The following is a 16,045-nucleotide window of genomic DNA, read 5'->3' as shown; positions in this document are numbered from 1 at the left end:
TTATTTACCTCCTTTATCACCTGAATAGAACACCCAGTACTTAGATGAACGGAAGGTGATAGCGGTGAAGATTGCAACGACGATGAACAATGCCCAAGCCAATGCACTACCGTAACCCATGTCGAAGAACTTGAAGGCGGTTTCGTAAATGTACAGCGAGATCAAGTAGGTCGATTTCATTGGGCCGCCGCCAGTGACAACGTAAGGCGCGGTAAATTCTTGGAACGCTTGAGTGGTTTGCATGATGAAGTTGAAGAAAATCACCGGTGTAATCAGAGGTACAGTCACTTTCATGAACATCTGCCATTTGCTTGCACCGTCAATCATGGCTGCCTCATATTGAGATTGAGGAACGTTTTGCAACGCAGCCAAGAAGATCACCATCGCAGAACCAAACTGCCAAGCACGCAATAAAGTGATGGAAAATAGGGCAAAAGAGGGCTCACCTAACCAGTTGATAGGGTCAATACCAATAAACCCTAGCAACCCGTTTAGTACGCCGTCGATGGCAAACAAGGCACGCCATAACACTGCGATTGCAATACTGCTCCCCAAAATAGAAGGAATGTAGTAGGCGGTACGGAAGAAGCCAATTCCTTTTAATTTGAAGTTCAGAATGAACGCAATAAATAACGCAAAAGCCAGCTTAACTGGGATGGTCAAGAAAACGTACGCGAACGTAACGCCCATTGACTTCCAGAATAGGTCATCTTCAGTGAGCATGTACCGATAGTTTTCGAGTCCCACAAATTTCGGTGCGGTCATCAAATCGTAATCGGTGAAGCTCATCAAAAATGACGAAACAAATGGAAAGGCAGTAAACACTATCAACCCGAGAATATAGGGTGATAGGTATGCCAGTCCAAGCTTACGACTTTCATACATTTTCTCGTCCTCATAGTTAAGGTTAAGTACCAGAGAGTTGAATACACTAGTCCTCGCCTCTCTCTGGTTTCTGCTGACCATTAAACGTACGATAAAAGTTTATTTCCACTTCAATTTACAATAATTGTGATCTGAAAACTCATTTTTAAAATATTTTAAATAAAAATATGAAACATCGTTTCTTTTTGGGTTTTCATTATTTTTGAAACGCGAAAATTTAGGCGTTTAAAGAAGTTTTGTTTACATTGACTTACGTCAAACTTTCTCTAAAAGTTAAGTGATCAAGTTAAAACTTTATGATTTTTAAAACATAACTAGCTGTTTTTATTATATTTAATTTATGTGTTTGAAGGGGTGATTTATTTTGCGATATGAATTATATGATATACCGTATTTCATTTATGAAAAACTTAATTAAGTATTTTATTTTCTTTTTATTTATATTTGGTTTGTTGTTTTATTTAGATCACACAAAAATAAAAATATAAATGAAACATCGTTTCTTAGATCACAAATTGTTGTTTGGCAACTTTCTTCTCTTTTTGGTTAGAGTTAGCTTGTGTCTCGTGAATCTAATAAAACAAAACGGTGTTTCAATATGAAAGCTAAAATCTTAACCTCAGCTATCCTACTGGCTATGACAAGTGTTGCTGCCCATGCAACCACCATTAACATCCGTCATGAAACCACTCCTCGCTACGATGGCCAATCTGCCAAACAAGCAGATCGTGTTGCCGTTAGCCACCGTTTCAAAAATGGTGTCGGGTTTGAAGTTGAAGCGAAATGGAAAAGTGACAACGAAGATGCGTTGGGTGAGCAAAAGGGCAACGGCCAACAAGCTAATGTGAGTTATCTATATAAGTTAAATGATGCTTGGAGCTTAAAACCTCAATACAAATGGGAATCAGGTTCCGACAAAGTGGGGCATCAATTTAACTTGACCTTGGGTTACAAAGTAAACCCAGATTGGTCTGTCTCATTCCGTCATCGTTATCACTACGAGAACAAAGTGAATGCGAATAACTCGCACTACAACCGTTGGACATTTGAAGCAAGTTATGGCGGCCTAGAAAACTGGAAATTGGGCGGAAGCGTTGATTATACCTTCAACCCTGATTCATCTGGTCCACGTTGGAAAGATCACCAAAACTGGTTCTCTGAAGTGAACTTTAAAGGTGAATATACTGGTTTTGAAGGCGGTTGGCATCCATTCACAGAAATTGGTTTTGTACCATACAAATCAGGTGATTATGTTTACGACGGAAGTGCTCAAAATGACAAATGGCGTCCTCGTGTACGTATCGGTGTGAAATACAGTTACTAAATAAAAGATGTCTAGTTTCGTCCACTGAAGGCTTATTTTGAGACTGCCGTCGAAATAAGCCTTTTTTTGTTCAAGGAATTTGAAATATGAAAAGAACTCCTATCGCGTTATCTATCGCTTCCATTCTGGCGTTGGGTGGGTGCGCATCTCAAGCCGATCAAGTGATTTCTCACAGTGATTCATTAACTTGGCAAGCAATTACCTTTGGTCAATCAACTGATCTTAACTTCGGTTCGACTATTCTTCCTGAAAAGGTAGGTACAAACCAGGTTACTGTCGATGGTAAATTGGTTCAGCCCGGTCCTGTGGCGTCTCGTTTTACCATCGAGAGTCGCGGTGGTAAGTTAGCCAACTCTCATGATGGTGGTACTTTTTACTACACCGAATTGCCAACAGATGTGAACTTTACTCTGTCTGCGGATATCACCATGGATCAACTCGGGCCTGAAACTGGGTCTACACCAAACCGTCAAGAAGGCGCTGGCCTCATGGTGCGTGATGTGCTGGGTAAGGCGCGTATGAATCCTCAACCGGAGGGACTTGAAGAGTTTCCTGCTTCATCGAACATGGTGATGAACCTAATTCGTGCGAACAAAAAGAAAGTCAAAAATGGCTTAGTCAATATCGATGGTGATTATCGTGAAGGGATCTACCACCCTTGGGGTACGGCGGGTAACCGGATGAGCCATCATGAATATGTGAAAGGCATTCCTTTTGGAGAAGGTAAAAGTTACCACATGACCTTAACTCGCACCGATACCGGCTATGAAGTGAGTTACAGTGATGGCATCCAAACCAAAACGATTCCTGTGAAGGGGGCCAATGCCAACATCGTACAGATGCAAGATCCTAAACATCAATATGTAGGTTTCTTTGCTTCGCGTAACGCAAAAATCACCGTCACCAATGTGAAATTGGATTTAAGTAAAGCCAATACGGTGGATGCTCCACGTTACCACGCTAAATTGGTGGCGCCTGTCCTTCAACAAGCTTCTCCTGATCAGTCACCCATTGCAGATTATACTTTACAAGCTCGCGCAAACTACACCGGTAAATTTGGCGTGCAACAAGATGGCCAATGGTTAGTGAAAGACAAGCTGGTGACTGCTGGTGAAATGTTTGATTACAACACTAGCCTAAAGCAAGCTCAGACAAAATTTGATGTTTCCTTCACGCCAATTGAAGGCCCTGACTTGAAGACGATGAGCTATCACTATTCTGTGGCTAAGGTGCAACAAGCGGATCCTCTGACGATCAAAGTGAATCCTAAAGGCACCAATGGGGCTCTCACTTTGCAACAAGCGGTCAATCTTTTGCCACCAGGTGGTACGATTTTGCTCGCCGATGGTGACTACCCTGAATTAACCATTCCGGTTTCGGCTAGTGGTACCGCTGATAAGATGAAAACGCTAAAAGCGGCTGGTAAACATGTGCGCTTAACTGGCACGTATCTGCATGATGCGAATTATTGGAATGTCTCGCATATAGAAGTGGATGGTGCACGCACGATCGTCAGTGGTAGCCACAATAACTTTGACCATATGAAGACTCACAATTCTCCAGATACTGGTTTCCAAATATCATCGAGTAAGAAAGTCGGTCGCGCTTTATGGGCAAGTTACAACACGGTTAGTGACAGCGAAAGTTACAACAACATCGATAAAGCGCAGATCAATGCTGATGGCTTTGCTGTGAAAATGCGTGTTGGTGATGGCAATACTTTGGTTCGTTGTATTTCACACCACAATGTGGACGACGGATTCGATTTATTCAATAAAGTTGAAGATGGTCCAAATGGTGCGGTAACCATTCTTAACTCTGTTGCTTATATGAACGGCGAAACCATGAAAGTGAAAGCCAAAGGTGGAACTCGTGGTAATGGTTTCAAATTGGGTGGTGAAGGTTTACCCGTTCCTCATGTTGTGAAAAACAGCCTATCGTTCCACAACAATATGGATGGTTTTACCGATAACTTTAACCCTGGTGCTTTAGTGCTAGAAAACAACGTGTCTATCGATAACAAACGCTTTAACTTCTTGTTCCGTAAGAGCCCATACGCTGGCAACGTGAAGCAAGGTACGTTTGATAACGACCAATCATATCGCTTCTTTGTCACCAGTAAGTACAGTGATGTGGTGAATGGGTCTAGTTTGAGTAACAACCGCTTTATTAAAAATGGTGTGACTGTGGATGCGCAAGGTAATGCTGTAAAAGGTCCATGGGTTGAATCTTTGAAAAAAGCAGCTCGTGTAAATCCTAAATCAGCTAACCCTGGCGCTGAAGCCGTGGCCGACATCCGTGCCTTTGTTTTTCAATAAACTGAGTTAGTTATCCAAAACTGAACGGTTCGGACTCCTGAGCAATTGGAGTCCGATTCCGTCAAGTTTCTTTCATTACCGATGACATATCCATGGTGAATTCGGCCATTTCACTGAGGTCAAACATATGAAACATTTCTTCCGTAAACGTAGTGTCGGTTTGCAACTGAAGCTGGGTATGTTGTGCTGTTTGACGATCGCTTTTGCGGTGATCGCTTCTTTAGTCTTCCACAATGCTCAGCAAGCGTTGTTAACCCAAACCTATCAAGAACAACAGTCCAAATTGGACGCCATAGCTACGACGGTGGCGGGCCAATATGACGCGTACGTTTCCACAACCAAAGTACTTAACTCTACTCTGCAAAACGGCTACTTAGGTGGTTTAGAAGTTAGCACTGAGTCGGTTGATTATGCAGGGCATTCAATTCGCAATATTGAACAATATGGGCTGCCTCTGGTGAACAACCACGATATTTTCGATACTTTTACTGCCGATACTGGCGCGATTGGGCAGCTCTATTCTCTATCTGATAAGCAATGGGTAGCCATTGCGGGTTCATCCGCGCAAAACGGCAGTACCGATGTAGACCAACCGATCCTTAGCCGTGATTTCTCAGGTTATTCGAATCTCATGGCAGGTAAGCCTTTTGTCGATCAGGAAAATCGCGCAGGGCAAGCCTTTTTAGTGTACTACCAGCCTTTATTTGACCGCGCAAAACAGCCCGCTGCAGTGCTCTCTGTCGCGCTCTCTGTCGAAAAGGCAACGCAACAAATACTCTCTTCATTAAAAGAAATTCATTGGGGGAAAACCGGTGACACCTTAGTGGTGGATCGCCATCAAGATACCCTAGGTAATTTGCTATTAGGCTCATTAGGTGATTCTTCGACCTTCTTTAACTTTGTGGATGGTCACGGTAATCAACCGTTTGCATCCTTAACTAATGCTTCCCGCGGCTTACTCACGATTGATGCGCCACAAGGACAAGATGTTCAACAACGATTGGTAATTTACACCGCAGTAAAAGGGTGGAATTGGCTATTGGTGGGTGGCACTTGGGTTAATGAAGTCACGGAGCAGAGTCGTGACTTGCTACTGTTGATTATTGGTGTAGCGGTAACTGTTGGGATCGCAACTTACGCTGTTATGACTTGGCTAATTCAACGTTTGCTCGGTCCACTTCGTGCAGTAACCCAATATATGCATCGGTTAGAACAAGGAGAGGTCTGCCTGTCTATCCCACAAGATGCGGACGCGGGTAACAATGAAATGACCCAGCTTTTAAACAGTGTTAGCCAAATGGCAGGACGTCTTGCTGACCTGGTTGGACAAATTCGCCAATCGAGCGTCACTGTTGAAAACCAATCAACCGATGTGGCCACTGATGCCCAACGCAACTTACAGCAATCTCAAGAGCAACAACAACAGGTCGAGCATGTGGTAACGGCGATCGAAGAAATGGCGACCTCGGCTGATTCCGTAGCCCAACAGGTGGATACCATTGTAGCCAGTGTTGTGCAGGCGAACCAAGATATCGGCTCAGGCAGTCAATTGGTCGGTTCTGTTTCTATTGCTATGGAGCATTTGCATCATCAATTGGAGCAAACTCATCAGTCAATTACCGTGGTGGATAGCAACAGTGAACAAATTCAACAGGTCACCACCATGATTAACGAAATTGCTGAACAAACGAATTTATTAGCACTAAACGCCGCAATAGAGGCGGCTCGGGCGGGAGAGCAAGGCCGAGGATTTGCTGTCGTCGCCGATGAAGTTCGTACTTTGGCACACCGCACCCAAACATCAGTGAAAAGTGTTGAAGACATTATTACGACGTTGCGGCAGTCGACTCAAAAGACGGTCAAACTCACTCAGCAAAGTCAACAACAAGCGGATGATGTTTATCGTCAGTCCCAACAGGCTGGCGAAACGCTTGCAGCGATCGCCTCTCAGGTCAACACCATTACCGACCAAACTCAAGCTATTGCGACAACGGTGGAAGAGCAAGCCAATGTCTCTCAATTAGTCGCTGCTAACGCCAGTGATATTAACGATCTCAACTTAAAAAATCAGAAAACCAGTCAGCAAACGGTGCAAAGTGCTCAGTCATTACTGCAAGAAGCGCATCAATTGCAAAGTCAGGTTGCTTATTTTCGTTGAATACGATGAAGCGCGGCCAGAGTTGGCCTAGTTAAAACGCACTCTTTACAAGGACATCTAGAATGAAATTAAATCGGGTAACTTTAGGGATTGGCGCAGCTGCCATGCTCTGTTTTTCCTCTGCATTCGCAGTGCCTTTATACGATGTGGTTGTCGCAGCAGATGGTTCTGGTGATTATGCCTCAATCCAAAATGCGATTGATCATGCACCAACCGGCGATTCTCCTTATGTCATCTATATTCGCAATGGTGTGTATCAAGAAAAATTGGATATCACGCGTCCCAACGTCTATTTGATTGGCCAAGATAGAGACCACACCATTATCCAAGCGGCAACGGCCAATGGGACATTGAAACCCAATGGAAAGAAATTTGGTACTTTTGGTAGCCGTACGGTGAGCGTGGATGCGGATGGTTTCCAAGCACGGTCTTTGACCATCAAGAACAGCTTTGATTATCCTGCTAACCAAGCAAAAAAAGACTCTGATCCAAGTAAGATAAAAAGTCCTCAAGCGGTTGCTTTACTGGTTTCTAACCATGGCGATCGGGCCGAGTTTAAAGATGTTAATCTAGTGAGTTACCAAGATACCTTGTATGTGCGGGCTGGACGTAGCTTCTTTGATGAATCTCGTATTTCCGGCAATATCGACTTCATTTTTGGTTTGGGAACTGCATTAATCAAAAACAGCGATATTGTTGCTCGTAACCGTGCCGATGCCGCGCCTGGCGAGCCAATGGGCTACATTACTGCACCAGCAACTAACATCAAAAATCCATACGGTTTGGTGTTTAAAAATTGCAATTTGAAGAAAGAAAAAGGGGTTCCTGCGAACAGCTATGGATTAGGACGACCATGGCACCCAACCACCACTTTTGCCGATGGTCGTTATGCTGATCCAAATGCGATTGGCAACTCAACGTTCATCAATTGTACGATGGACGACCATATTTACGGTTGGGACAAAATGAGTGGGCATGATAAAGACAAACAAACAGTTTGGTTCTATCCGAAAGATTCACGTTTTTGGGAATTTGGTAGCCAAGGACAAGGGGCTAAAATCAGCGCTGAACGTCCGCGATTAACCCAAGAGCAGGCCGCTGGATACACCGATCAAGCGGTGCTAAGTGGTTGGAAACCGGTGATTTCGTTAGCCGCGAAGAGTGTACTGAAAGGCGAAGTGTTGCACAACACAATGGCATTTCCTGCTCAAGTCACCATTAAAGACAGCTTGGGTAAGGTGGTGCAAACAGAAACGGATAGCAATGGGTTATACCAAGCTAATATCGCGGGAATGACCGCTCCTTTATTGGTGAGTGTGGATGACCACAGTGGTCAATCTTGTCTAACGAGCTCATCTAAACGTTCTATTTGTGCGGCTGCGGTAGTGGCTGATGTGAATAACGATGGCGTTACCTTGGGGAACGTAAACCCATTTTCTGACCTTATTGTGTCGGTGTTAGCGCAGAACGAAGGCTTGCTTGGTCCACAAGAACTGACGGTGGCTAAACAGCTTCCAGCTTTATCTCATCAAGAATGGGTAACGGCAAACCAACATTTCGATCAAGCTTTTCGGAGTTTAGTGAGCCATTATGGGATTAAAGGCGATGAAACTTTAGACCCTGTGAGTTATTCCGCCCAATATCATCCAGTGATGGCTGCCTTATCTGAACAAGTTCTGCATAATCGCGGTTACGATACGAAAACAGGTCTTGCTAAAGGAACCACTCTAACTGATCTGGCATTTAAGCCACTCATTAGCTTGGATAAAAATCCTATTTACTATTTAAATCGTGATCAGTTAACCACTACCGAGCAACGTTTGGCTAATGCAAAAACACGTATTTTTATCGTTGGTGATTCAACCGCCTCATACTATGAACCCGACGTGTTCCCTCGCACTGGATGGGGACAGGCGTTTAACGCGTTACTCAACAACAACCCAAATGTGATGGTTGTGAATGCTGCTCGGTCTGGCAGAAGTTCTCGCGATTACATTAATGGCCGTTGGCTAAGCTTTTTGGAACCTAGCGTGAAACCGGGTGATTATCTGTTTATTCAGTTCAGCCATAATGATGAAAAATGCGATGGTTCAAAAGCTGGCCGAGGCCCAATCGACGTAGCAAACTTGTGTACCTATCCTAATAATGCGAAAGGAGAACCTCAATATCCAGCAGGGCACCCTGAGATGTCGTTACAAGTGAACTTGGAGAAATACCTTGCGTTTGCTAAAGAGCATCAAATGCATCCGGTATTTTTGACCTCGCTGCCTCGGGCAAATAAAAAGGGATTACCGCTGAATCCTGTTCAACACATGACCAAACAAAACTCGCGCAATGGTTTTGCTTTTGTCGGTAGTTATACCGATACGGTCAAACAAACCGCTGAGAAACATGGCGTGCCTTTGATTGATATTCAGAAACAGATGATCGATTTTGCCGATCAATCTGGCGATTGGAAGGCGCTGTGGCTTGCAATTAACCCAGATAAATACCCTTATTATGCGGGACGCTCTGGAAGTTTGACCAAACCTGACACCACGCATTTCCAACTGCGAGGCGCCAATGTGGTTGCTCATACGGTCTTACAAGATATCCAAACTCAACCACAACTCAAACCGCTGGCTAACCTTATCGGGACAGACACTACAACAACCCGGTAAGTCGCCAGAGTTACAAGGACAGGCATTGTTATTTGTAGTTTAAGTGCTTTTCTTAGAAGGACAGGCATTCTTAAGCCGCATTATGATTGGTAAAAAAGCAAAGCAGCTCGCTTCGGTGAGCTGCTTTTTATTTTGTTCAGTTATCGATATACCGCACGATATTTAAGAAATAGCCTGAAACATCACTGTAATTTATAGACGACAAGAACTTAAGCGAAAGCTTTTTCGTTTTTCTACTATGCTTTAGTCGGTAATATGCATGGGAGTAATTTAGGTATGTCTATTAATGAATCAGTATTGGTTAACAGTACTCACTCTGCGCTCTCTGATATTTATGACCCATTGACCGACTTATACAACCGACATCTGTTTGTTCAGGTATCTGATGCTTTGCTACGTATTTCGATTCGCCAAAAAATGCCAGTCTGCATTGCGATGATAAGCCTTGACCATTGTGATGAGATGGATCATGCCGAAATGGAACACCTCGTTAGAAAGAGTGCTGAGCTGCTAAAGAAAGTCACGCGTGACAGTGATGTATTATCACATTTTGATAAAGATAAATTTGCATTGCTATTGTACAATTGCTCTCAGCAATCATCGAAAATGGTCGCCGATAGAGTTCATCATCAAATCAAAGATCATATCGAATTTGGTGACCAGCCTGTTTCAATAAGTATTGGGCTTGCAGAGTTTGATATTAACCTTGCTGGAAATGGCAATAATCTATCTGATCAATTAGTAGAAGATGCATTGCATTCAATGATGCCTTATCGTTAGCTTTAAACGATAACACCTTGGATTCGCTGCTTATTTAAACTTACCTTTGCGGTATGTAAGGTACTTTGCGTGCCAATCCAGAGGCAGCCCCGTTTTTCTATCTGAGTACAGGTAGAGACAAAATGACTATCGTCGATGCCTAATCTCTCCAGAATTCTGGGGGACTCTTGTTCAGCGGATTGAAAAGCAGTCTGTTTCCCCATCCAATCAACCCATTCTAAATAGTCTTTTAAGCGAAAGGGTAAGCCTTGAACGTTTTTTTGCACACCAACAAAAGGGTAGAGAACTTCAGGTGTTGCTTGATTCTGTTTTAAAGCGTTAATACGCAGTTTTAATGATGTATGGTCTGCATCTTCTGGGGTTTCGACAATTCTTGCTCGCACGGGATTTAAATCAACGTAAGTCATTGCTGCCAATAGTGCTTTCTCATCAAGTAGTGCTTGAGATTTATATCGGCCCTCCCAAAAGTGACCCGTACATTCGTCTTCTTTATTGGCTAAAAAAGCAATACTCATATTGAGTTCTTTCATCATCCAACTAAGGGAATATAGACGCTCACGCCATTTCTCTATGAGTTTATGATACTGCTCTAAAGCAAGGTGATTCGGCTGTTGTAGGTTTTCAAATTGAGCGATAAATGGGTCGATCTTATGCTCTTGCGACCAACGTTCGATGACCTCTTTATCTGATAGCGCGAGTGCTTTGTCTTTGTTGATATGAACAACGAGATGATAGTGATTGCTCATCACTGCGTAAGCACAAATATCGATGCAGTAGATAGTCGCGAGTTTGTGGATTCGTTTTTCAAGCCAAGTGCGGCGATGCTCATAGGAACGGCTCGTTAATGGGTCACGTCCACAGAGAAAAGAGCGGCGTACGCAGCGGGAAACACAGTGATAATAGGGCGTGATAGCAAGGTCGACTTGTTGGCGTCTAGCGATAGTCATGGTCTGCATACTCATCAATATACGTTGATTTTGAGTGTGCAAATATTAAACAGAGATGGCGAGTAGGGTGAGGCAGTGGTGCGAGACAGTTCAAGAAATTGGCGTGTCTGTCCTTACAGTAGAGTCGTATCCATTTAGGAAAACAATATGAGGTCAGTGCTACGGCCTAATCTTGGCTTGCCTGTCCTTATAATGATGTTTAGCGAAAAAACATGTATCACTTCGCCTTTGGGGTAACCAGCTTATCTCGAATAGCAATAACATCTTTGACGCATTTTTTAGTGATCACCGGATTAGAATTCTTATCCAACGACTGAAAATTGCAATCGGCTTTGACAAACGCTGCAACCAGAGGGGTCATCAGAACTCGCTGAAAGTTTGCTGTTACTTTTTCTGCTTGGGCTGCATTAGTTGACAATGACATCAGTAGCATCGATATGGCGATGGAAATGCTGACTACTTTTGATACTCTCACGGCTCATATTCTACTTTAGTGGTATATGGAAGGCATTGTATCAGACTGTAAATAATTTCTTAATTGTTTAAATTAACGTGCCTGTCCCTGTAAGTGCCACGCAAGGGAGTGTCGGCGTGCAAATTGAAGTGCCTGTCCTTGTAAGAAAGTGCTATACGGTTTGAGAATTGAAGCGTCTGTCCTTGTAAGACACAGTCCTTGTAAGACACAAAGCGTCAGCCCCTGTAAGACAGAGTCCGCAGAATGGAAGTTTATGGTGCCTGTCCTTATAAAAAAAAGCCCGTATATCGCGGATTATACGGGCTAAGAACACTCATGATGAAGTGTTTAATAAGAACAAAAGATCTTCGTTTCGACTTTCGTCAAAGTGTTCGCCCTACGCGATCACCTCGGCGACTTGTTTAACAAGAGCAGCAAGTTCGTCCCACTTCTCGTTGTCAATTAGGTCATTAGGCACCATCCAAGTACCGCCACAGGCGATAACAGCAGGTAATGCTAAATAATCTTTTACGTTGTTAGGATTTACGCCACCGGTTGGCATAAATTTTACTGGGTAAACAGCGCTCATTGCTTTTAGCATGCTTACGCCGCCAGATGGTTCTGCTGGGAAAAACTTCAACGTTTTTAGTCCCATTTCCATCGCTTGTTCCACAAGGCTTGGGCTGTTTATACCAGGGATAATAGTGATGTCGCGCTGTTGGCAATATTTCACCGTTGTTGGGTTAAAGCCTGGGCTAACGATGAAGTCAACACCAGCATCAATCGCTTGGTCGACTTGTTGTGGAGTTAGAACAGTACCCGCACCAATCAGCATGTTTGGATAAGCTTCACGTATGTGTTTGATGGCTTCAACAGCAGCATCGGTACGGAAAGTGACTTCTGCACATGGTAGACCATTTTCGCTCAGTACTTGCGCTAACTTAACGGCTTTGCTTGCGTCTTTAATCGCTATAACAGGCACAACTTTAATATTGCTTAGTTGTTCATTAAAACATTTCATAATTCAATATCCTTTAAAGATGAGGCATAGCATCGAGCGGAATGATTGCGCCCCGATGTTGTATCACGGTACCGGCAACTTTATGGCCAAGTTGAGCTGAGTCCTGTGGAGTACCGCCAGTTAAACGTTTTGCTAAATAGCCAGCACTAAATGAATCGCCAGCGGCTGTGGTGTCGACCACTTTCGCTACTTTTGTTGCTGCTACTTCTTCACGTTGGCCTGCATCGACAATAAGGGAAGGCTCTGCGCCACGTTTGACGACGATTTCTTTTATGCCGCAACGTTCAGCGCGTTCGATGGCTTGGTTAACGTGTGTGTCCCCGTAAAGCATGACTTCATCGTCGAAGGTCAAAAAGGCCATGTCGGTCAGAGACATAAATTTCAAGTAAGTGTCACGAGCGATATCGGCACTATCCCACAGTTTTGGGCGGTAGTTATTATCGAACGCAATTTTGACACCATCTTGATGGCAAAGCAGCAAGGCATCGAACAGTTTTTCACGACACTCTTCAGGCAAAATAGCTAAGCTAATGCCGCTTAGATAAATCCATTGAAATTGAGATAGCTCGTTGGCAAGTGGCAGAATTTCAATATCGTGTAGCCAGAACTTGGCAGCGGCGTCGTTACGCCAATAGTAAAAACTGCGTTCGCCATCAGCAGCGGTTTCTATGGCGTATATACCCGGCAGTTTGGTGTCTGAAATCTGAACTAAGTCGGTGTTAATGTTTTCGTCTTGCCATGCTTTAAGCATCTCACGACTGAACGGGTCTTTACCTAGGCCGGTGATGTAGGCAGTTTCTATCCCGTGCTGGGTCGTTAAACGTGATAGATACACTGCGGTATTGAGGGTATCACCACCAAAACTTTGTTTAACGGTATCGCCAGATTTCTGCAGTTCAACCATGCATTCACCAATAATGGCAACGCGATTTGCTTTCATGGCAGTTCTCCTTAATTCTCTCTAAGCGCGATTATTACGCTAATAAAAAAAATACACAATAAAAATAAAACATTGGTTCATTTATTTTGTGAGTTAGATCTTTAGATCGAAGAAAAGAGCGCTTGCGCTCGGACAGACTCTTTGGCGGTTAACGAAAATCAGAAGGGGTTTGCTTAGTGAAGCGCTTAAACTTGGTACTAAAGTAGTTACTGTCTTTGTAACCTACTTCAAAGGCGATGTCTGTGACTGACTTGTCAGAGTAGCTCAGTAAGTTCATTGCATGATTGATTCGTACACGATGTACATAATTATTGAAAGAGAGATTGGTCACTTGTTTGATATGCCTGCTCAGGGTGCGAGATGAGAGGTGAAATTGTTCAGCAATCTCGCCTACGCTCATGTCTTGCGCATAATTATTTTGAATCCAATCAATCACATTTAAGATTTTGTTGTCGGTTTCGTTATTAGAGCGAGCTGTTAGTCGGCCTCGAGCAAGTTCAACAACAAGTTGTTGAAACAACACTTCAGTCATCACTTTGGCATCGATGGTTGGTCTTCGACACTCGTTATCAAGTTGTTTGAGTAAAGGTTGTACTCGGCGCATGGTTTCGGTCGAAATATACCAGCTAGGGGAGTCGTTTGGTCCATGAGGTAGCAACTGCTTTAGTAGTGGAGAGTAACTCAGCAAGTTTTTTCGATAGAGGATATTGGTGAGATACAGATCTTCCACTTGATCGAACAGGTGACGATCTTTAGGTGAAATGTAACAAATGTAGTTTTGCGCAAGGTTTGTCACATGATCATTAAGCACATGCTGTCCCGCCCCTTTGCTGACGATGATCAGTTCATGAAAGTCATGGGAGTGCTCAGGGTAATTGGGCTGAGGACTCCTAACTTCGGTACAAACGGTGGCATCGGAACTTAAAAAAAATTCCTCACTACTCAAATGAAACATTATTTTAAACCTGTTGAATTTGTATTTTAAAATCTATTAAATTTGGGGTGTAAATATAGTGATTGCGATCGAGAATCATCATTAATTAACGAAGTCGATCCTTTCATTGTGATCTTGTTTAAGTTTATTTATTAACTACTGAGAGCAATGTGGGGAAGTGATTTATTTAGTATTGAAAATGAGAAAATTTTATGCGCTGTGGTCAAATAATTAAGGCATAAAAAAAAGGGATAAGTAAATTATCCCTTAGGGGCCAAGCTGTTTTCGAGGTTTGTAAAAAGGGCTGATATATGTAGGGTATATCAAATTGAAAACCAAAGGTTTATGTGCAATTTGATATGATCAGACCTAGTAGCCCCTCAAGTTCAAAATGGCTGTCGCTCAGTCATTAAGTTATCTTTCCTATTTCCTTACGATTACTCTACGTTTCATTAGCGACCTAAATTAAATATAGGTGCGCAAATATTCAGACAAACACAATATAGCCATGGCTTGACCATAAGGCATCGAAGTTAAAGGGATTTGACGATAATAAGTTAAGTCTTTGCCCATCGCTGTGCCAAAGGACACATTAATCAACTCTCCTGATGGATTAATAAAATCACTGATTAATGCATCAACAGCTTTATAAGCCATGGCGGCGTATTTTTCATCGATATAGCGCAACCGTACTGCCTTTAAAATACCGTAGGCAAAACCAGCAGTAGCCGAAGCTTCAACATAGGAATCTGAATCATCTAATAAAGTGCACCACAATCCGCTGTCTTGTTGGTATTCTGCTAATGCTTCCACTTGACGATTTAATATGTGCAATAAGTGGCGGCGATAGGCATCGTGTTCTGGCAAGTTAAGCAGTTCAAGAAAATCAGGAATGGCGATAGTGACCCAACTGTTACCTCGCGCCCAACGTGCATTGGCAAAATTATGGTTACCTTCGAATGTCCAACCATGAAACCACACCCCAGTTTCACGATCCATTAAGTATTCGATATGGGTTAAAAACTGATATTTGGCTTCTTCAACATATTCCGGTTTATCGAATATTTGGCCTATTTTGGTAAGCGGCAGAACGCTCATCATTAAGGTGTCATCCCAAAGCTGTTGGTGGTTTTCACTGTTATAAACAATGTGTTGAATGCCGCCACTTTGGGTTCTTGGCATTTGGTACATGACATAGTCTGCCCATGCTTCAAGATAAGGACGCAGAGTTCGATCGTTTGTGTCCTCGTAGCGATAAGCCAAGGTGAGAAATGGACAGACAGTGTTCACGTTTTTGGTGGCTTGTTCTTCAGAAAAACGGTCTTCAAACCACTCATCAATAATATTAAGAGCGCCGATATCATTGGTGAGTTGGTAATAGCGATAAATCCCATACAAACCAATGCCATGGGTCCATTCCCATCCAGCCCAGCCTTTGGTATCGATGGTTCGACCGTCATCGAGATGAAGTAGAAACTCTCCAGTTTTGTCTTGAATATTAATCAAGTTATTGATCAAGGATTCAATTTTATCCACTACCTCTTGGCGAGCATGTGTCCGCTCTACACGGCGGAGTAATGGACTCTGTTTTACAGGGAATATGGTCATAATATCCTCACAAGTA

General features: G+C 43.2%; 12 protein-coding genes. 5 read left to right on the top strand and 7 right to left on the bottom strand.

Translation table 11 applies throughout. The features are described from left to right. The gene (locus JCM16456_RS22320; protein WP_068718634.1) at window positions 1-885 is read right to left on the bottom strand and encodes a carbohydrate ABC transporter permease; all 885 of its coding nucleotides are present in this window, start codon (window positions 883-885) and stop codon (window positions 1-3) included. 598 nt (window positions 886-1,483) lie between these two features. Here JCM16456_RS22320 and JCM16456_RS22315 point away from each other — a divergent pair. From JCM16456_RS22315 to JCM16456_RS22295, 5 genes are all read left to right on the top strand, one after another. Next, a complete protein-coding gene (locus tag JCM16456_RS22315; RefSeq protein ID WP_068718632.1) occupies window positions 1,484-2,209 on the top strand; it encodes an oligogalacturonate-specific porin KdgM family protein in 726 nt (241 codons plus the stop codon). A gap of 86 nt (window positions 2,210-2,295) precedes the next feature. After that, window positions 2,296-4,527, top strand: coding sequence for a right-handed parallel beta-helix repeat-containing protein (locus JCM16456_RS22310; protein WP_068718630.1), 2,232 nt, complete (start codon window positions 2,296-2,298; stop codon window positions 4,525-4,527). Between the two features lie 127 nt (window positions 4,528-4,654). Continuing rightward, window positions 4,655-6,685 carry a methyl-accepting chemotaxis protein gene (locus JCM16456_RS22305; protein WP_068718628.1) on the top strand — a complete coding sequence of 677 codons (2,031 nt, stop codon included), beginning with the start codon at window positions 4,655-4,657 and terminating at the stop codon, window positions 6,683-6,685. Window positions 6,686-6,747: 62 nt separating this feature from the next. Further along, on the top strand, window positions 6,748-9,345 hold the full coding sequence (locus tag JCM16456_RS22300) for a pectinesterase family protein (protein ID WP_082712417.1): 2,598 nt from the start codon (window positions 6,748-6,750) through the stop codon (window positions 9,343-9,345). Window positions 9,346-9,621: 276 nt separating this feature from the next. Next, complete coding sequence (locus tag JCM16456_RS22295; protein WP_068718625.1) at window positions 9,622-10,125, top strand: GGDEF domain-containing protein; 504 nt, start codon at window positions 9,622-9,624, stop codon at window positions 10,123-10,125. A gap of 2 nt (window positions 10,126-10,127) precedes the next feature. Here JCM16456_RS22295 and JCM16456_RS22290 read toward each other — a convergent pair whose 3' ends face one another. The 6 genes from JCM16456_RS22290 to bglB all read right to left on the bottom strand — a co-directional run bounded on the left by JCM16456_RS22290 (window position 10,128) and on the right by bglB (window position 16,029). Then, window positions 10,128-11,081, bottom strand: a complete 954-nt coding sequence (locus JCM16456_RS22290; RefSeq protein WP_331710535.1) for a transposase — start codon at window positions 11,079-11,081, stop codon at window positions 10,128-10,130. 208 nt (window positions 11,082-11,289) lie between these two features. Further along, window positions 11,290-11,496: a hypothetical protein gene (locus JCM16456_RS22285; RefSeq protein ID WP_068718623.1), complete on the bottom strand. Its 207-nt coding sequence runs from the start codon at window positions 11,494-11,496 to the stop codon at window positions 11,290-11,292. 427 nt (window positions 11,497-11,923) lie between these two features. Then, the gene (locus JCM16456_RS22280; protein WP_068718621.1) at window positions 11,924-12,547 is read right to left on the bottom strand and encodes a bifunctional 4-hydroxy-2-oxoglutarate aldolase/2-dehydro-3-deoxy-phosphogluconate aldolase; all 624 of its coding nucleotides are present in this window, start codon (window positions 12,545-12,547) and stop codon (window positions 11,924-11,926) included. A gap of 13 nt (window positions 12,548-12,560) precedes the next feature. Continuing rightward, window positions 12,561-13,487, bottom strand: coding sequence for a 2-dehydro-3-deoxygluconokinase (gene kdgK / locus JCM16456_RS22275; protein WP_068718619.1), 927 nt, complete (start codon window positions 13,485-13,487; stop codon window positions 12,561-12,563). 148 nt (window positions 13,488-13,635) lie between these two features. Then, the gene (locus tag JCM16456_RS22270) at window positions 13,636-14,442 is read right to left on the bottom strand and encodes a helix-turn-helix domain-containing protein (RefSeq protein WP_068718616.1); all 807 of its coding nucleotides are present in this window, start codon (window positions 14,440-14,442) and stop codon (window positions 13,636-13,638) included. Between the two features lie 444 nt (window positions 14,443-14,886). Next, the gene (gene bglB / locus JCM16456_RS22265; RefSeq protein ID WP_068718614.1) at window positions 14,887-16,029 is read right to left on the bottom strand and encodes a beta-galactosidase BglB; all 1,143 of its coding nucleotides are present in this window, start codon (window positions 16,027-16,029) and stop codon (window positions 14,887-14,889) included. Window positions 16,030-16,045 lie beyond the last annotated feature (16 nt).

The organism is Vibrio tritonius (assembly GCF_001547935.1).
GTDB classification, from domain to species: domain Bacteria; phylum Pseudomonadota; class Gammaproteobacteria; order Enterobacterales; family Vibrionaceae; genus Vibrio; species Vibrio tritonius.
The sequence above is the reverse complement of the archived record's forward strand: the minus strand, read 5'-3'. Positions and strand labels throughout refer to the sequence as shown.